The organism is Flavisphingomonas formosensis (assembly GCF_009755815.1).
Taxonomy (GTDB): Bacteria; Pseudomonadota; Alphaproteobacteria; order Sphingomonadales; family Sphingomonadaceae; genus Flavisphingomonas; species Flavisphingomonas formosensis.
Map to the genome: position 1 here is coordinate 25698 of NZ_WRPK01000007.1, position 15262 is coordinate 40959.

The window sequence follows — 15262 nt, forward strand, 5'->3', positions numbered from 1 at the left end:
CTTCAGGCGAGGCGGCGGCTCAGCGAGCCACTCGGCCTTTTCGGCGGCGGCGAGACGGGCGCCGCTGGCGGTTCATCGGTAACTTTGGCGGGTACTGTCGGCGCCGCCGGGGCAGGGGAGGGTTCATCCTGCGAGGCAGGCGCGAGCCATTCCGTGACCATCGCTCCGACTTCGTTCGCGATCCGGTTGAGCTTCAGGCCCATGTGGACAAGGCCGCGCAGAGCGGCGAGCGCATACACCCGACAGTCGAGCCGCTCATTGGCCCGGCCGGGGATCGGCACCCACTTCTTGACCTTCTGTGCCCCTTCACCCTCGATCAGGATCCGCTCGGCGGTGAGTTGCTCGAACGCCGGCTGATCCCAATCGCCGTTGAAATGCATGTATCCGGGGCCCGGCGCCATCTTGTGCAGCATGCTGCGCAAGGCATCCTTTGCGGCGTTGACGCCGATGATCACCGGCCGGAACGTCTTCTTGCTTCGCGAGCTCGGCCGCTTCACCGGCCACACCGGATTGCGATAGCCGGTCCGCGCGCTCTCACCCTTGATCGCCCAGATCTTGCGGCCCAACCGACCCTTCGAAAAGTCATAGACGCGGTCGGTGTGATGGCCGCCGGAATCGATGCAGGCGGCCCGTATCTCGAAAGGACGGCCGTCTGCCCGGTACCACACCCGTTTCAGCAGCTCGTCGAGTTGCGCCTGCGTCGCTGGGTCTGACATTTCGCCGTCAATCACATGGTGCTCGATCGACCAGCTTTCCTCGTCTCGCCCCCATCCAACGATTTCGATCTCAAGGCGATAGTCCTGGACGTCGATGCCGGCGGTCAGCAGCGCTACACCGTCCGGCACGATGCCTGGCGGCCAGTTCTCCCGGCGGGCCAGCAGTTCCGACATCTCGACTTCGCGGCCGCCGTGGCGGCGGTATGGCCACGCAGCCTGCGTGTTCCACCACACCTGTTTCTTGTCTTCGTCGCCCTCCGCGGCGATCCATTTCCGCGCAATGTAGGGCGGCGCATCCTTTGGCCAGGGCGAATAGAGCTTGCCGGCCTGGAAGCCGGCATGTTCGTTGGGCACGGGCCACGAACCGCAGTGCACACACCGGGCGCGATAGACCGCCCAGCGATCGCCTTCCCACCAGTCCCAGACCTTGGCGACCGGATCCGGATCGCCCGCGCGCCATGCTGCCTCGTATGCCTCGAGGGGCGCCTGCCGCTCGCCGCAGCATTCGAACGGGCGCGTCTGGTGCCAGCGGATCGTCGCGAGGGCGCGGCGGCGCTGTCCCTCCGTCCAGCCCGATCCGCAGGCCTCGCAGAAGATCCGGGCCGTTTCCGTCCGATGGCGATTGCCATCCTCGCCCTTGTCCCATTCAACGTGCTTGAAGAACTCCGGCACCATCCGGTGACCGCAATCCGGACATTCGACGCTCGCACGGCGCTGATCAGACGCAAGGAAGCTCGCTTCGATCCGGCTCTCGTCCTTGACCGTCGGTGAGCATACCCGCACCGAAAGCCAGTTCGGAAACGACGCCATGCGCTCGTCGCCGATGTCGATCGGATCGCCTTCGCGGGTGACCGGGTATTTATCGACCTCGTCGTACAGCACGATCCGCACGGGCCGGCGCGCAAGGTTGTCCGGGCTGCCGGCGCCGACAAGGGCCAGAAAGCCGCCCGGGAAAGACTTGAATAGAAGGGTCTCCTCCGCCTTCCGTGTCTTGACCGTACCGACCAGCTCGCGAAGCGCGGGCGTGGCATTGATAAGCGGGCCGATGCGCTCCTTGCTGAACTGCTCGGCCGCGTCTTCCTTGGGCTGGACGAGCAGGATCGGGCAGGGATCGCGATGCGCGTGAAACCCCACGATGTTCTCGAGCAGCGATGTCTTGAGCAGCTGTGTGGCCACCATCGCGGTGATGACGTGCACACCCGGTTCGGTGGCCGCGAGCATCGGGCCGCGCGCAATCTCTACCGTCGAGGTCCGCCACCGACCGGAGCTGCTGCCGGCCTCCTTGGCCAAGCGGCGCTCCTTGTCGGCCCAGTCGGGAAGGCTATCCCGCGGCGGCGGCGTCCAGCCCCGCCGCGCGGCGCGGTGCAAGCGCTCCTCGTTACTGCTGAGCGGTGAAGTCGCCCTGCGGCTCGCCGAGCTGCTCAAGCTGATGTTGGACATGGATCGTGAGAGCCTCCACGACCCGATCTGTGTCGACGTCGAGGTCCGCCGCGAGCAGCGGGCCGACCCGTGTCGGGAACCCTATCCAGGCGTCGCGCCATGATCGCGCAGCTTCGAAGAATATCGCCTCGGCGCGCTCGACCTCCACGAGGCTGCCAGCTTCCTTCCTGGCCGCGATCAGGTGTTTCGCTGCGAGGCCATTTTCCTTGATCTGCTCGGCGCGGACGACAGATGCGAAATCGCCGCGCAACACCTTGGCAAGGAAGTCGTCGACCTCTTCGCCGGCGATCGCGTCCAGTGCCTCCTGCAGGTCTTCCGCCGTGGCCCCGCGCGATGCTTTCCGCTTTGTCCGCACAGGCTGTGCGGGTGCGGACACCTTTTTTGCCGATGATGCAGTGTCCGCACCATTTTCAGTGCGGCGATTCTGTCTCCGCCAACCCGATCCGGCGAGCGCAGGATCGATCTTGCCATCGCCGGACAGCAGCAGTTTTCCGGCCTTTACGGCGCGGCGAACCAGCTTTTCATCGCAACCATCGAGGCGGGCGAACTCGCGGATGGAAACCGGCGCGGACGGTGCGGACATCGGGGTGCGGACACCTTTCGCAGCTCAGCGCTGGCCGCGAGACGCGCGCGCGAAATACCCTCGTTGCCTGAGGGGTCAGGAAGGACCCACGCTCACCATCTGTGGTTGCCTCGATAGCGGCCGGAGGAGGGGAGGGTGACCACTCCCAGGCGCGCGGACGAAATGCCTAGGTGGGTGTTTCCTCAGAGGCGGATCGTTTGGCCCGTATCCACAGGATGAAGCGCCAACCAAAATCGATAGTCATGAGCACCAATCCCAGCGGGAGAACCCAATCGGGAATGTCGATGCCTTTGAGGAGGCTGACACTGACGACGGATAACCCGATGAGCAAAGTCACCGAACACAGCGCTATCAATGACTGTCGTGCATCCTTCGTCATGCTGGCATGATAGCATTGAAGGCATCAGCTGAAAACGACCCGCTTCGTCGCGATCGCCTGCGCATAGGCATCCTCGAATGCCTTGCGCGCGTTGCGGCGCAGATAGGCTTCGGCTGCCCGGAAGAAATCCAGATGCTCTTTCACCGGCGCCGGGTCAGAGAAGCGGATCAGCAGCTTGAGGTGGCCCGGCTGCGCGGTGCCGGGCTTGGCGCGCTTCGCCTTCCTGGCCGCCGTCGGCCGCTGCCACACCCCGTTGATGATCCGTCCGTCCTTGGCCTTGACCGAACCGACGAACACGTTCGGCTTGGCCTTGAGCTGCGCCACCTTCCCCTTGGGGATGTTCCCGTAGGCATTCACCGGCAGGCCTTTCGGGACCAGCATGCCGCGCTTGCCGCGCAGCTCCTGCATGCCCGAGCCACCGTCGACGAATGGCGCCAGGTACTCGGCCTGGATATCCTTCGGGAAGATCACGGCTATCGGCGTGCTCTTCGTGGCCGGCAGGATGGCGAAGGCGTTCTCGGTGAACCGCGTCGGCTTGTCGAAGGTCTCGATGACCTGCTCGCGTTCCTCGCCCTGAACACCCTTGGCCAGCGTGGTGAGCGCCAGCGCGTCGACGAAGGGCATCTGGTCGCGGTGGAACGCGGTCATGTCCCGATGCAGTGTGCGAATGTCGGGCTTGAGGTTGACGACGATCATAGGCCGGCTTGGGCGAGCGCGGAGTCTATTTCGCGCTCTACGGCATAGCAGTCCGTTCCGCCCATGAGCCAAGGTTCGTGCCTAACGCGATGGACGGCACCGTCCGCCATGGTGATGACAAGCATGCTGTCGCCCGGCGCGTTTATGTACTGGCGCCGATCCCATTTCACGTGAGACACGTAGGCGGCGTTGATCATTAGTTCCCTGTTCACGCGCACCATCGCCATATAAGCATCTCCGGTGAACTGGTCGCGGCGATCGGAGTCGAACCAATGACCTGCGGACTTAGGATCGCTCGTCCAAGAGACGTTCGAATGCGAGCATTCCGTGGTCTAGTTCCCAATGATGGTTGGGGCAGAGCCACACGAGGTTCGTAGATGAGTTTATCTCGTCGAGCCGAGCAGTACCAGGAAAGGCTGCTACCGGTCGCAGATGACACGCTTCGGCGTGCCGATCGTATCCGCAGATCATGCAGCGCTTCGGCGATCGCGAAATGGTCGATCGAGCATGGGCTCGGATCACCGAATGTGAACACTCGCTCTTCTCGCGTCGCCCGAGCAAGCCCCTTCGGTTCGACCAGCACCCCTTGCAGTAGGCTCGCCCGCTAAATGAAACGCCGCGAATGCCCTCGTTGACATTCGCACCACAGGTTCTGCAGGGAACCACAGCTCGTGCCCGCTTTGGCAAGCAGTTGTTGAACGATGCGGCGCACGAGCGGGAGCAGAATTTCTTCTTTCTGCCGTCAGCCGGACGGTCTTTTCCGCTCAACCCGATCGGACCGTTACAATGATTGCAGAGCGGCGGGTTTGCAAAATAGGCAGCTCGCATTGCTCGAGACCTGGCGATGCCACCGCGAACTTCATCCTGCGCCATAGAGCGATGCTTTGGCATAGCCGACTTTGCTGCGCAACCCGAGCTACCACTGCTCTACGCCGCTGTGATCTGGATACGAAAGACCCCGCCGGAGCGGGGTCTTGCTGCGCGTCAGGCGACAGGCTCGTGCCGGTGGCGTGCCCCGACGCAAGGGCGGTCAGCAGCGCAGCAATCTGGTTGTCGGACGAGCGTTCGGAAACCGAAAAGTATAACGGTAATACCAGCCACGCTTCATGGCTTCCGCAACCGCGAGACTCTGGCATTGAAATTTGTTTTCCAATCTCAGGAAGCGGTCGGCGTCGAAAGGCGTCTTATTCACGTCCAAATTAACGTCGATTATAAAATCGAGGACCTTTTCAGAACAATTCGCCTTAGCGTCAGAAACATGAATGTAAGCATATGTCTTACCATTATTTTGGGGTGCGACCTTGTTAACGTATGCCCAGCAAATCAGTTCATCGCTAACCGTTGCAAATGGCCTTTCGGTGACGCCCGCCAATGCCAGAACAAGGCCAGTTATCATCGCTACCCTTTGACCTTGACCAACAGCATCGCACCAACGGCAGCCGCCGAGACCACCAACAATAGCAAGAACACAGGGAGAGCCCGATCACAAACCCCGCAGGGTGGGGTAACGGTGCGCGTCAGGCGCAATTGTGGAGCCCCTTTTTCGCGCATTTTCGTAACGGCGTCAATACGGGGCGAGGGGGTGGGTCATTTTGAAATATCGCGGAACCACGGTAGTATCTGGCGGGCGTCAGTCTCAGCAGCCTCTTGGGTTTCATATAGGCCCGACAGGTGCGTTAACGCGGTGCAGGGGCCAGTGGATTCGTCGCCAGCCTGCTTGGTCCACTCTGTGAATTGGTACATTCCTGTCGGCAAGCGAGCGACTTCCAGCTCGCTCTGACCATCCGGGCTTCCGATTTTCAAGACGGTCGTTTCGAACATGTCATTCTATCCGCTTCCTACAGGAACCGCGGTTCGCTGGGGCCTCTTCCGCGTCCTCTCCAGCTTCGCGACATCCGCAATTTCCCATCGGCGGGGGTGCTTCTCGCGCTTGGTCCTTCAGGCATTGAACAGAATCGCTTTGCAGTCTGTGAGCCTACGCTCGGCGTCGGCCAGACGGTCGCGGGCGACAGGCGGCCCGCGCCGGCCATCTCCTATCAGCCGCAGATTGCCGAACATGTCGCGTTCGATTTGCTGCTTGAAGGCCAGCGTGGCTTGTCGTTCCATTTGCAGCATTCGATTCCTCCATGTTTCGCGCGAAGCATACACAAGAATCTGGCAAGCTGTTTCGTTTGTCTCTCAAAAGCGATACGCATCGTTCCGAGCCCGTTCGATCTCTTGCTCACTGACCGATCGATAGACCTCGGCGACGCATTCGGGCCAGCGATCGAGCGCCGCGATCAGTTCGCGCCGGGCTCGGCGCCAGTCGAGCCCGTATCGCTTTGCCGCGACGGTGTAGCCCACCGCGTCGCCGACGATCATGTCGAGCACCATCTGCTTCGGCTGCGGCAGCAATTCCCGCCAGCGCCAGTATGCCAGGTGCAAGCGTACACGGTGGATACCCTCCGCGACGCCGGCGCGCCGCGGCGACTGATCGACACGCATCTCCAGACTGGCGCCTTTCACGCCCACGTCAGCCTCGATGCTGCGATAGACGTTCGCGATCGCATCTGCCCATTCCTGCTGATCCTTGTCGATCGTGCCGTTCCTGACGAGCTGGGCAATGCTGTCGGTGTGGGTCCGGGCAGCCTGGGCCTCGGTCTCCGGCGTTCCGCCGGCGCCGAACTGCTCCCGGATCGCAACGGCTTCCTCGATCCCCGGCGAAAGCTGAACCGGCATCGCAACTCGCTTCGGCTTCTTCCGCCCGCCGCGCTTGCCGACCGTGACCACCTCCTTTGGACGTGCCCGGCCGAGCACGAGATGCTCGAACCGTTCCCGCTCGCGCTTGTCGGCGGCATCCAGGCGCGCGCGACGCGCGTTGTAGCGGTCGACCGCCTCCGGATCCTCGGCATAGCGACGGGCGAGCTCTTGGCGTGCAGCGGCGATCCGCTCGCGCCGTTCCCGCGCCTTCCGCTGCGTCGGCGTCTCTGTCACGTCCCCGCTCATCTTCACCCCTACATCCGTACCCAGATCATCGACCGCATCAGAGCGCCGCGTCGTCATCCTCAATCATCCCGACGACGGCGCGCGCGTCCTCGAGCTTCGCGCCGTCGCGGATCACGGCCTGGCCGAGGATGCGCCAGACGGCATCCCAGCGCTGGTGGCGGCTCATTTGCAGCCAGTCGCCACAGCAGGCGCCGTCGGATCGCTGGGTCAACGGCTTGGCTTCGTCGGACTGACGAACGGCATAAATTGCGCCGTCCTGACCGCGATCCTCCCCAAAATTCCATAATATCGTCAGATCGCTGAGCGGGATGCGGTCCGGCCCATCGGACACTTCGACGTCTTCGAAATCGATAATCATGATCCACGCTCCTCGCGGTTTTCGGCTGGCAGATAGTTGCTGTACCGCCAGTGCCATTCGAGCTTGATGGTCTGCTCGCGGCCGGGAAGACCCATGCGGACCTTCGTGCATGCGAGCTCGGTCACCGGCAGTTCCTTGTTCGGGCGATCGATCACGAAGCCGTAATCGGCCTTGTTCGCCCAATGGGCAGAGCCCGACACGTCGTAAAGGCCCGGCGCCACCGGTCTCTGCCCCCACTGCATGGGCTTTTTCGGGTGCGCCACGATCCAGACCGCGACGTTGTACAGGCGGGCGAACGCCTTCAGCGCGCGGATGGCGCGGCCCGTGTAATCCGTCTCCGATTCCTCGGGCCGCCGCTTGTGCTCGATCTCGTTCCACGGATCGACGATGAACAGCCGGGTCGCATCGCGGATCGCGGAGATGCGGAAATCTTCCAGAAGCTCCTCGAGCGTCAGCTCGTGTTCCTCGTCGGCAATGTCCTGGCTGATGATGACGACGCGTTCCTCGAGCATCGCATCGACCTCGGCCAGGCGCTCCGCCGACACGAAATTCCGATTGTCCACGTCCTTGTCGGAGCAGGCGAGCAGAGTGGCCCGGAGCTTCGTCTGCAGGATCGGTTTCACCAGCGTCTCGAAGCTGCCGAGCGCGATCCGGATGCCCCGGCGGAGCAGCTGCCCGATGACGAACACGAGCAGCGATGTCTTGCCGGCGCCGGCGAATCCCGTCCAGACCGTCAGCGTCCCCATGACGAGCATCGGGGGATCGTCCATGCCGGGGATGCCCAGATTGACCGTCTCCAGCGGGGGCGGTTCGGGAAAGTCGCTGAGCCGATACAGGCCCTTCACCGGATAGGGTTTCGCGCTGTTCAGCACCCGCGCCACGCCGCCCTCGCCGTGCGCCTCGAGAACCTCGTTCAGGTCCTTGCAGCCGTCCGGATAGGTCACGAACCGGCATCGCTCCGGACCGAGTCGGCGGGCGAGCTCGGCCGCCAGGATCCGCCCGACATGGTCGCCGTCGACGGCGAGGATGAAGGTTTTCACCTCGTCCAGGAGCGCCTTGGCCCGCCAGATGAAGCGATACCGCTCAGCGTCATTTTCCTCGCTGATCTCGCCCTTGTGGGCCTGATCCGGGCCGCCGTTCGGGACGGACACCGACGGGTGAAACCCGGATTGGATCGCTGCGATCGCATCCCACTCCCCCTCGGTGATCACCACCGCGGCCCCGTTCCGGACCTCCTCCGATAGCAGCACGTCGTGGTTCCACAGGCAGAGCGGAGCGCCCGAATCCATCATGTGACGCTTCGCGCCGGTCAGCCGGTATTTGTGGTTCACAACCTTGCCGTGTTCGAGGTACGGCACGGTCAGCCAGTGCTTTCCGCCGCGCTCGATCGAGGTGAGCCCCAGGTCGACCGCCAGTTCCGCGCTGAGGCTTCTGGCCTCCAGCCATTCGACGTGTTTCGGATGGATCTGCATAGGGTTTTCCGCCCCTCCAAGGGCAATTGTGGCATTTCCAGACGACGCCATCGTCGCCGATCGTGACGGACAGGCAGGGGTCGAGCTTATGCTTGCGGGTGTGCGAGCACTGCGGGCACAGCGTCTTGTGGTTCCCCGGCCCGCGGTTCTTCAGGACGATGCGCGCCTCGGAAAGGATCTCGGCGGCGCTCAGCATGGCGAGGAAAACCGCATGCCGCCGAGGACGCGAGGATCGTTCTCGCGTTCGGGCTCGGCGCGACCGGCGCGACTGCCGGCGTTGAGCACCCAGTTCAGCCAGGTCTTCCGCCAGTCGATCTTCGTGGCATCCCGGCCGCTCTTCGCCTGCCAGTAGTTCGCGAACTTCTCCGCCTCGCGGGCCACCTCCGGCGGGGGAAGGCCCTTCGCCACCGCCGCATCGATCCAGTCGTCGGGCATGACGAAATCGGCGGGCAGTCGTGTGCCGCGCGTCGCGGCGCCTACCGAAGGTATATTATTATAAGACTGTCCCTGTCCCTGTCCCTGTCCCTGTCCCTGTCCCTGTCCCTGTCCCTGTCCCTTGGAGCTTTTTTTCGCGTGACTTGGGCGTGACGCGGACCCCGCTGTCACGCGTGACATTTGCGTGACCCGATCGGGACGGCCAAGTCCTTCCCATTGCTCGAAATTTGGCGCTTCTATCGTGGCGTCGGGATGCCGTTCATTGTGTTTTCGGACCGCTGCACAGAGGGTCAGATGCCGCTTTCTGAGTTTGCGTGCCCATGCAGTGAGCGCTTCTTCCGCGACGACGGGATGATACAGACGGCCGTCATTGCACCGCACCCACCCGTGCATCGCGACATCGCGCACACTGTCCCATGTGACACGGTCGAACCCCAGTTCGGCGAGGTAGCAGAGCTCGTCATCGTCGTCCGGCAGGGACGCGGCAGGCACCTGGTGCCAGCTGCGGTACCAGAGCTTGTGGCCGACCATCCAGGCAAGCGGATGACGCGATGCCTTGGCGTTGAAGGTCGATCCGAACAGGCGCGTGATGTCGATCATGATGCGGCCGAAGTCGCGCAGATCGCAGTCAGCCGACGTTAGCGGCGCTGGCAACATCGAGGCGTCATCCTTTCCCCTGGCCATGGTCAGTTCCCCGTCGCTTTCCCGTCGGCGATCATCTGCAGCCAGACCGACGTCAGCGCGTGCACCCGCCGGATCAGCGTCTCGTGCGGCGTCAGCTCGCCGGCCTCGACCATCCCGTCGGACTCGACCGCGATGATGGCGGGCAGGAGGGTGGCGAGAGTAAGCGCGCCGCGATCGTCGCTGGTGCAGATGGCGCCGGCCTCGGCCCACCGGCCGCCGACGAGGGCCAGCAGTGGGTCGGCGAAGCGTCCGCCCCATTCCGCGCACCCGGCCAGGAAGGTCGGCAGATCCACCGCCGATCCGCCCGCCGTATAGATGGCGGCCCGGTCCTCGGATTTGCCGAGCACCCGCGCCATGTCCTTGAAGGTGATCTCGTCCTCGGCCTTGATATCCGAGAGAACCCGGCCCTGGACCTCGACCGACTTATTCGCGGAAAAGGTCCGGCGCGCCCGGTGGATGTGCGGTGCGGTCATTTGTTAGCACCTGCAGCATGGTCAAGGACAAGCGGGCGCGCGCACGCATTGATGAAATGATGCTCGCCTGGGCGAACACGGTGGGCGCACTCGTCCACACGATGGTGAGCGCAGGCGTTCCGGAGGATCTGATCCATAGCTTCCTCGATCAGCTCGACACGGCGAACGAGATGACGTTGACCGGCCCGCGGCGATGGTTCGCGCTGGAGATCACGACGGTGTTTCGGCGGATGGTGGCGGTGAATGATTGAGCGATCGAAATTGACGTGTCTTAGATCTCTCACCGACCTTAGGCGCGGAAGTCCTAAGAGGCGCTGCATCTTGGGCTGCAATGGGCTGCAAGAGCTTCTGCCCCACACTACCCCTAAATCGACCGCACTACCGGTGCCCGGGCTAGCAGGTAGGGCGCTACCGGAGAGGTTCACTTGTTTGGCTGACTGCGGTTATCGGCACGCTTTGCTTCGCCCAAGCTTTTTCTTGAGGTGCAGTTCGCCGTTTGTGTCAGAAACGCCTCCAGAGGGACATCATTCCCCTGTGTTCTGGCAGCGAACTGGATGTCCGGCCAATAACGGCTCGGAATGCGATAACCGCGGTTCCGCCATTGCCGCACTGTCACTGCGGGGACGTTGATCGCCCTCGCTAGTGCTGCGGCTGACGGCCACAACTGAAAGATATCTTCGATCGAACGCATGCCCGATTCAGTACGCAACGTATCAAATAAAGGCAATACCCTGCGTATCGCTTCCCGATTAAGAGAGGTCTATGGAAAAGCCTTTTGAACGCCTGCGCCAAGCGCGGATCGAAGCTGGATTTAAATCCGCCTCGGCTGCGGCACGTAAATTTGGTTGGGGCGATGCGACGTACCGCCACCATGAAAACGGCACCCGTGCTTATGGCATCGACCAGGCTCAGATGTATGGCGAGGCTTTCGGAGTTTCCCCAATTTGGCTTCTCGATATCGGCCCTTCGGCCCGCGAATCTTGGCGCGTCCCGGTAGGGAAATTTTTCACCGAAGTTGTTTATCCCGAACTCACCTATCGAGAGGGCCTCGAAGAACTCCTTGAACTCGCCGGAAGATCTTTCGGGATGAGCTTTGTGATCGAGCTCGATGTGGGTGTTAGGTCAATGGAGGTCAAACGAAAGGAAAGCGGAGATATAGTTTTTCACATTGTCTCGCCTGAGACACTTTCTATTCCCGAAGAGAAATTCAAGAACGGATTTCTTTTCTTTATGCGAGCACCTGTCCTCTCATCCAAGCCTGCTGTTCACGCTGGCGATCTCGTTTTGGTAGATGGAGAATATGGTGAGGTGAACGCTCGCCCCGAACTATTGGTGGTGAGGAATGCTGAGGTTGAAGACATCGTGATTGGCTGGGTGACGCAAAGAGAAGATGGACAAGGGGTGATTCTCTCTGACGGATCCGGACGACCGGCGTTGACGGTAAGCGCAGAGGACGGTGGCATCATCGGAAAGGTGCTGTGGGTCGGGCACCGGCTTTAGCGATACGCACTGTATTGACAGTTGTTCGATACGCGTTGTACTGAATGCGCCATCAGCCGATCGCCTTCGGGCCGAAGACGCTGATGACGCAGGCCGGATAAGCGCGCTCGCCAAGGCAGCCTCCGCGGATCTCCTGCGCAACCTCAAGCAGGAGAGACCGCTATGGTCGACGTTGTTGATATGGGCACCTCGCGCGCGTTCGAAGACGCCGCCTCTACTGAGCCCGCGATCACCGTAAATCCCACCACCGCCGCTCCAGCCAACAGCGTACGCGCCAGCGGCGCAGCGCAGGCCATGGAGGCCGCGAGCGCTTCGGCCGTATCCATCCTGACCGAAGCCATTACCCGCTACGAGGGAGTTCTCGCCGAGGCGAGCGAATGGGGCCGGAGCGTGATGCAGGCCGCCTATGACGGCGCAAAGGCCGAGATCGCGGCCATCCCGCACAAGACGACCAAGGCCAGCTACGAGAGCAACAGCGGCGTTCGCCACCTTTCGACGTCGGACGAAACCTCGGTGGCGATCGCACAAGGCGTTGTGGAGAGAGCGGATTCCCACATAGCGGGCGGGCGAGCCGATTGGGTAGAGGCGTCGCGCGAACTGATGGCTCTGCTGGCCGAGCGGGAGCATGAGAAGCAGCGCATTGACCAGCGCTACAAGCTCGACGAGCTTTCCGATGAGGAGATCAGGCGAGGCGACGCGCTCTGCAAACTCGCTGTCGCTATCTACGCGATCCCGGCCACGAACTTCGCAGATGTGTTCACCAAGCTCGCCTTTCATCGCGAGCATGGCGTGCTGGACGACAGGGATGCGCTGGAAGCGGTTGAGGCTGACCTGCGCCGCCTTGCGGCAGCGGGCGCCGTCATGAGCGCCAACAGCGACAGTCCCGAATGGATCGCGGCGGAAAGAGCGCTCGCCGAGACCAAAGCCAAGGTCGCGCTCGCCGAGAGCGAGTCCGACATCGACGATGCTGCGGATGCGATGACAGAGGCGGAGCTTGCCCTGATGGCTCTGCCGACGACCAACGCCCGCCAGATGCTGCGCAAGCTCGTCGTGGCATGGAAAGGCGGCGAACTCGCGGCTGTAAATCATCATGCCCTGTGGGATGAGGTAGAGCGCCTCGCGGCAGCGGAGGTGCTGTGATGGGCGCCCTTTCGAAAATCGCCGTCGACGGCGGATCTGCCCGCATGAGAGAGGGGAGGGTCGGCGCCGTGAGCGCGCCGGCCGTGACCTTTCAGCCGGACGTCATCATCCCTGCCGAGGCTGCGGCCGCCAAAGTGATCTGCGCGCCAGCGCAGACGCTGGAGGCAACCTTTGCCCGCTGGAGCGCGACGTGGCGCGCCCTGAACACGCTGCCGACGAAGGACATCGAGCACGATCTCTGGGATATCGTCTGTGACGCGGAAGTGGCGATCGACCAGAACGAGACCGCCGGTATAGACCGATCCGAGATGCTGATCTGGATCTCGCTCGCCAATTCCGGAATCGATGACCAGTATGACGAATTGGTCCTCAACCAGGATCTCGACGCCCTTCTCGCTCTGCGCAGGAAGCTCAATTGGCCTCAGGCCGTCTTGGTCTCCGCTATCGCGGCACTTCGTGGGGCGCCGCCCACCGCGCCGGCGGCGCCTTTGGACGGGAGCTCTGCATGGGAAGCCGCTCGTCTGCGCTATGAAGCCGCTCTGACCGCGGAACGCGGCTACATCGCCGCCAACTATCCGCCCGAACTGGAGGCTCTGCCGATAGGGCCGGAACGGTCGGCGTTGGTGGACGCGATCCCCCAAGCCGTCACCGATGCGGCCAACCGCCTCACAGAGGCCCGCGCCTACGCTCAGGACGCCTTGATATCCTGCCCAGCGCCCGACGCCGAAGCGGTCGTCTATAAAATGGCCGTCTTCTGCCACGACGACTACGGCGCCTCGTCACCGCACGAGCAAATCGCCCATGAGATCACGCGCTTTGCGGGATCGGCGGTGTGGTCATGAGCGTGCGCTGCTCGACCTGCGCACATTGGGAGAGGTCGTCGCGCGATCGCGACGGTGTCTCCCGAGCCGCGTGCCTTCGCGAGGCGCCGCGCATCAGCGAGGCCGCGCTGAATCACATCGGCCGGATGGGCACCTCATTCGCTGGTCTGATCGACCCCGAAAATATCAGCGCCGCCACGCTGTGGCCCCGCACCGCCGCGAACATGCGGTGCGGCGAGCACCAGCCGGCGGACCCGGAGATGCCGATATGCTGAGCGGCTTTTTCAACATCATGTGCAAGGGCGACTTCCCGATCGCCGACATCGAGTGGATCAAGCCGCTCGACGCGCGTGCCAAGGAGGCCGACCGTTATCCGGTGAAGCTCAGGGGGAACCGAGCCGTCGAGCTGTTCGAGTTCGAATATAATGAACTGATGCACCGCCCGATCCAGATCATGCCGGCGGAGACCGGCACCAATCTGGTCAGCTTCGACGCGTCGGATCCGCCGATGATCTTCCGCTCCCCGATCATCGGCTGGGCGCTCTGCCTGGATGGCCGGATTCGTCCGGTCATCCCGATCGGCGTCGTCAATCCCGGAGTCGATTCCTTTGTCGAGATGCGCGGCGGTGGGATCGCGGCACTGTCGGACGCGGCGGAGATCGACGAGTTCGCGAGCGCGGACGAGATGCTGCAGCATTTCGTCGGCCGGTACAAAGCCCGCAAGGCCGAGACGGCGGCCCAGGACAGCAACCATGACGCCGCGCTCTAACCGGTGCGAGACCTGCCGCTGGTGGGCGCAGGCGGCGGCCCCGCTCGCCAATGCCGTGCGGAATGCGGTCGCGGACCAGCATGTTGGCACCTGCCAGCTCTATCCGCCCGATCTGGTGAACATGAGCGGGCAGCTGGTGAGCCGCTATCCCGAGACGACCTATGATCGCTTCTGCAGCCATTGGGAGGAGGAGCGGGAAGGGGCGGTCGGCGGAGATCCGGATCCCGGCGAGCGAGCGCCGCAGGAGGTCGTAGTGAGGTGGCCATGGAAGACAACGGCGGCGGCGTGAGCCGGGAGGGTGAACTCCTCGCCAGCGAACAGATGCGCGACACGATCGCGGACATGCTCGAGCGGCAGGCCGCCATCCGCGACCGGCGTCCGCCCGAGCGGCGGAATGAGGGGCCACCTCCGGACCGCGGATCGCGCCTGCTATGGGGCATGGCGCAGGAGGTGCGGCGCATGCCTGGGCGGGCGGCGCTGCCGAATGGAGCGAAAGAATGATGATCGACCGCAGCCGCGACAATCTGCTCCGCTTCCGCGAGGTGAAGGACCGCACCAAGCTGTCGCGCTCCACCATCTACGATCGGATAGGGAAGGGGACCTTCCCGCCATCCGTTCAGATCTCGGCCGGGCTAGTCGCCTGGTACGAGAGTGACATCAACGCGTGGGTGGCGAACCCGATGGGTTGGCGGTCGCTCTAAAGGGCGAGCAAGGCCCGGCAATCGACACGGCGACGCTCGACGTCGGCGCCTATGTCACGGAGGTTCGCCGGATACTGCCAGTGGCGGCTTAGCGGTTGCGGCAATCCTAG

General features: G+C 63.2%; 23 protein-coding genes. 9 read left to right on the forward strand and 14 right to left on the reverse strand.

Going from position 1 to position 15262, the window contains the following annotated elements:
- Positions 1-2: 2 nt before the first annotated feature.
- The 13 genes from GQY20_RS18755 to GQY20_RS18815 all read right to left on the reverse strand — a co-directional run bounded on the left by GQY20_RS18755 (position 3) and on the right by GQY20_RS18815 (position 10221).
- Positions 3-2006 carry a phage terminase large subunit family protein gene (locus GQY20_RS18755; RefSeq protein WP_232476150.1) on the reverse strand — a complete coding sequence of 668 codons (2004 nt, stop codon included), beginning with the start codon at positions 2004-2006 and terminating at the stop codon, positions 3-5.
- 88 nt (positions 2007-2094) lie between these two features.
- On the reverse strand, positions 2095-2739 hold the full coding sequence (locus tag GQY20_RS18760) for a hypothetical protein (protein ID WP_157218684.1): 645 nt from the start codon (positions 2737-2739) through the stop codon (positions 2095-2097).
- A gap of 166 nt (positions 2740-2905) precedes the next feature.
- The gene (locus GQY20_RS18765) at positions 2906-3118 is read right to left on the reverse strand and encodes a hypothetical protein (RefSeq protein WP_157218685.1); all 213 of its coding nucleotides are present in this window, start codon (positions 3116-3118) and stop codon (positions 2906-2908) included.
- A 24-nt stretch (positions 3119-3142) separates the two neighbouring features.
- Positions 3143-3814 (reverse strand): hypothetical protein, encoded by a 672-nt coding sequence (locus tag GQY20_RS18770; protein ID WP_157218686.1) that lies wholly within the window; start codon positions 3812-3814, stop codon positions 3143-3145.
- Positions 3811-4041: a hypothetical protein gene (locus GQY20_RS18775; RefSeq protein ID WP_157218687.1), complete on the reverse strand. Its 231-nt coding sequence runs from the start codon at positions 4039-4041 to the stop codon at positions 3811-3813. Before GQY20_RS18775 ends, GQY20_RS18770 begins: the two co-directional genes overlap by 4 nt.
- 58 nt (positions 4042-4099) lie before the next feature.
- Positions 4100-4705 carry an HNH endonuclease signature motif containing protein gene (locus tag GQY20_RS33055; protein WP_408641126.1) on the reverse strand — a complete coding sequence of 202 codons (606 nt, stop codon included), beginning with the start codon at positions 4703-4705 and terminating at the stop codon, positions 4100-4102.
- Positions 4706-5401: 696 nt separating this feature from the next.
- On the reverse strand, positions 5402-5635 hold the full coding sequence (locus GQY20_RS18785; protein ID WP_157218689.1) for a hypothetical protein: 234 nt from the start codon (positions 5633-5635) through the stop codon (positions 5402-5404).
- Positions 5636-5752: 117 nt separating this feature from the next.
- A complete protein-coding gene (locus GQY20_RS18790) occupies positions 5753-5929 on the reverse strand; it encodes a hypothetical protein (RefSeq protein ID WP_157218690.1) in 177 nt (58 codons plus the stop codon).
- Between the two features lie 63 nt (positions 5930-5992).
- Positions 5993-6856: a hypothetical protein gene (locus tag GQY20_RS18795; RefSeq protein WP_157218691.1), complete on the reverse strand. Its 864-nt coding sequence runs from the start codon at positions 6854-6856 to the stop codon at positions 5993-5995.
- Entirely contained in the window at positions 6837-7157 is a 321-nt protein-coding gene (locus tag GQY20_RS18800) for a hypothetical protein (protein WP_157218692.1), read from the reverse strand. The genes GQY20_RS18795 and GQY20_RS18800 overlap by 20 nt, the downstream gene beginning before the upstream one ends.
- Positions 7154-8629, reverse strand: a complete 1476-nt coding sequence (locus tag GQY20_RS18805) for an AAA family ATPase (RefSeq protein ID WP_198351060.1) — start codon at positions 8627-8629, stop codon at positions 7154-7156. Before GQY20_RS18805 ends, GQY20_RS18800 begins: the two co-directional genes overlap by 4 nt.
- Positions 8630-8818: 189 nt before the next feature.
- Positions 8819-9748 carry a hypothetical protein gene (locus GQY20_RS18810; protein WP_157218694.1) on the reverse strand — a complete coding sequence of 310 codons (930 nt, stop codon included), beginning with the start codon at positions 9746-9748 and terminating at the stop codon, positions 8819-8821.
- A 2-nt stretch (positions 9749-9750) separates the two neighbouring features.
- Positions 9751-10221, reverse strand: a complete 471-nt coding sequence (locus GQY20_RS18815; protein ID WP_157218695.1) for a hypothetical protein — start codon at positions 10219-10221, stop codon at positions 9751-9753.
- 17 nt (positions 10222-10238) lie between these two features.
- Here GQY20_RS18815 and GQY20_RS18820 point away from each other — a divergent pair, with 17 nt between their 5' ends.
- Entirely contained in the window at positions 10239-10472 is a 234-nt protein-coding gene (locus GQY20_RS18820; protein WP_157218696.1) for a hypothetical protein, read from the forward strand.
- Between the two features lie 170 nt (positions 10473-10642).
- Here the strand turns inward: GQY20_RS18820 and GQY20_RS33060 are convergent, their stop codons facing one another.
- Positions 10643-10912, reverse strand: a complete 270-nt coding sequence (locus GQY20_RS33060) for a carph-isopro domain-containing protein (protein ID WP_408641127.1) — start codon at positions 10910-10912, stop codon at positions 10643-10645.
- Between the two features lie 71 nt (positions 10913-10983).
- On the opposite strand from GQY20_RS33060, the gene GQY20_RS18825 reads away from it, so the two are divergent.
- The 8 genes from GQY20_RS18825 to GQY20_RS18860 all read left to right on the forward strand — a co-directional run bounded on the left by GQY20_RS18825 (position 10984) and on the right by GQY20_RS18860 (position 15152).
- Positions 10984-11721, forward strand: coding sequence for a helix-turn-helix domain-containing protein (locus tag GQY20_RS18825; RefSeq protein ID WP_157218697.1), 738 nt, complete (start codon positions 10984-10986; stop codon positions 11719-11721).
- Between the two features lie 162 nt (positions 11722-11883).
- Positions 11884-12861 (forward strand): hypothetical protein, encoded by a 978-nt coding sequence (locus GQY20_RS18830; protein ID WP_157218698.1) that lies wholly within the window; start codon positions 11884-11886, stop codon positions 12859-12861.
- Positions 12861-13703 carry a hypothetical protein gene (locus GQY20_RS18835; RefSeq protein WP_157218699.1) on the forward strand — a complete coding sequence of 281 codons (843 nt, stop codon included), beginning with the start codon at positions 12861-12863 and terminating at the stop codon, positions 13701-13703. The genes GQY20_RS18830 and GQY20_RS18835 overlap by 1 nt, the downstream gene beginning before the upstream one ends.
- Positions 13700-13957 carry a hypothetical protein gene (locus GQY20_RS18840; RefSeq protein WP_157218700.1) on the forward strand — a complete coding sequence of 86 codons (258 nt, stop codon included), beginning with the start codon at positions 13700-13702 and terminating at the stop codon, positions 13955-13957. The genes GQY20_RS18835 and GQY20_RS18840 overlap by 4 nt, the downstream gene beginning before the upstream one ends.
- Positions 13951-14451, forward strand: coding sequence for a hypothetical protein (locus GQY20_RS18845; protein WP_157218701.1), 501 nt, complete (start codon positions 13951-13953; stop codon positions 14449-14451). Before GQY20_RS18840 ends, GQY20_RS18845 begins: the two co-directional genes overlap by 7 nt.
- Positions 14435-14740 carry a hypothetical protein gene (locus GQY20_RS18850; RefSeq protein ID WP_157218702.1) on the forward strand — a complete coding sequence of 102 codons (306 nt, stop codon included), beginning with the start codon at positions 14435-14437 and terminating at the stop codon, positions 14738-14740. The genes GQY20_RS18845 and GQY20_RS18850 overlap by 17 nt, the downstream gene beginning before the upstream one ends.
- Positions 14716-14952 (forward strand): hypothetical protein, encoded by a 237-nt coding sequence (locus GQY20_RS18855; RefSeq protein ID WP_157218703.1) that lies wholly within the window; start codon positions 14716-14718, stop codon positions 14950-14952. Before GQY20_RS18850 ends, GQY20_RS18855 begins: the two co-directional genes overlap by 25 nt.
- Complete coding sequence (locus tag GQY20_RS18860; RefSeq protein WP_332836099.1) at positions 14952-15152, forward strand: helix-turn-helix transcriptional regulator; 201 nt, start codon at positions 14952-14954, stop codon at positions 15150-15152. Before GQY20_RS18855 ends, GQY20_RS18860 begins: the two co-directional genes overlap by 1 nt.
- The last annotated feature ends 110 nt before the right edge of the window (positions 15153-15262 follow it).

Coding starts and splice junctions, on each gene's coding strand:
- GQY20_RS18760 (WP_157218684.1), bottom strand. CDS start 2,739: ATGTCCGCACCGTCCGCGCCGGTTTCCATCCGCGAGTTCGCCCGCCTC.
- GQY20_RS18765 (WP_157218685.1), bottom strand. CDS start 3,118: ATGACGAAGGATGCACGACAGTCATTGATAGCGCTGTGTTCGGTGACT.
- GQY20_RS18770 (WP_157218686.1), bottom strand. CDS start 3,814: ATGATCGTCGTCAACCTCAAGCCCGACATTCGCACACTGCATCGGGAC.
- GQY20_RS18775 (WP_157218687.1), bottom strand. CDS start 4,041: ATGGCGATGGTGCGCGTGAACAGGGAACTAATGATCAACGCCGCCTAC.
- GQY20_RS33055 (WP_408641126.1), bottom strand. CDS start 4,705: ATGCCAAAGCATCGCTCTATGGCGCAGGATGAAGTTCGCGGTGGCATC.
- GQY20_RS18785 (WP_157218689.1), bottom strand. CDS start 5,635: ATGTTCGAAACGACCGTCTTGAAAATCGGAAGCCCGGATGGTCAGAGC.
- GQY20_RS18790 (WP_157218690.1), bottom strand. CDS start 5,929: ATGCTGCAAATGGAACGACAAGCCACGCTGGCCTTCAAGCAGCAAATC.
- GQY20_RS18795 (WP_157218691.1), bottom strand. CDS start 6,856: ATGACGACGCGGCGCTCTGATGCGGTCGATGATCTGGGTACGGATGTA.
- GQY20_RS18800 (WP_157218692.1), bottom strand. CDS start 7,157: ATGATTATCGATTTCGAAGACGTCGAAGTGTCCGATGGGCCGGACCGC.
- GQY20_RS18805 (WP_198351060.1), bottom strand. CDS start 8,629: ATGCAGATCCATCCGAAACACGTCGAATGGCTGGAGGCCAGAAGCCTC.
- GQY20_RS18810 (WP_157218694.1), bottom strand. CDS start 9,748: ATGGCCAGGGGAAAGGATGACGCCTCGATGTTGCCAGCGCCGCTAACG.
- GQY20_RS18815 (WP_157218695.1), bottom strand. CDS start 10,221: ATGACCGCACCGCACATCCACCGGGCGCGCCGGACCTTTTCCGCGAAT.
- GQY20_RS18820 (WP_157218696.1), top strand. CDS start 10,239: ATGGTCAAGGACAAGCGGGCGCGCGCACGCATTGATGAAATGATGCTC.
- GQY20_RS33060 (WP_408641127.1), bottom strand. CDS start 10,912: ATGCGTTCGATCGAAGATATCTTTCAGTTGTGGCCGTCAGCCGCAGCA.
- GQY20_RS18825 (WP_157218697.1), top strand. CDS start 10,984: ATGGAAAAGCCTTTTGAACGCCTGCGCCAAGCGCGGATCGAAGCTGGA.
- GQY20_RS18830 (WP_157218698.1), top strand. CDS start 11,884: ATGGTCGACGTTGTTGATATGGGCACCTCGCGCGCGTTCGAAGACGCC.
- GQY20_RS18835 (WP_157218699.1), top strand. CDS start 12,861: ATGGGCGCCCTTTCGAAAATCGCCGTCGACGGCGGATCTGCCCGCATG.
- GQY20_RS18840 (WP_157218700.1), top strand. CDS start 13,700: ATGAGCGTGCGCTGCTCGACCTGCGCACATTGGGAGAGGTCGTCGCGC.
- GQY20_RS18845 (WP_157218701.1), top strand. CDS start 13,951: ATGCTGAGCGGCTTTTTCAACATCATGTGCAAGGGCGACTTCCCGATC.
- GQY20_RS18850 (WP_157218702.1), top strand. CDS start 14,435: ATGACGCCGCGCTCTAACCGGTGCGAGACCTGCCGCTGGTGGGCGCAG.
- GQY20_RS18855 (WP_157218703.1), top strand. CDS start 14,716: ATGGAAGACAACGGCGGCGGCGTGAGCCGGGAGGGTGAACTCCTCGCC.
- GQY20_RS18860 (WP_332836099.1), top strand. CDS start 14,952: ATGATCGACCGCAGCCGCGACAATCTGCTCCGCTTCCGCGAGGTGAAG.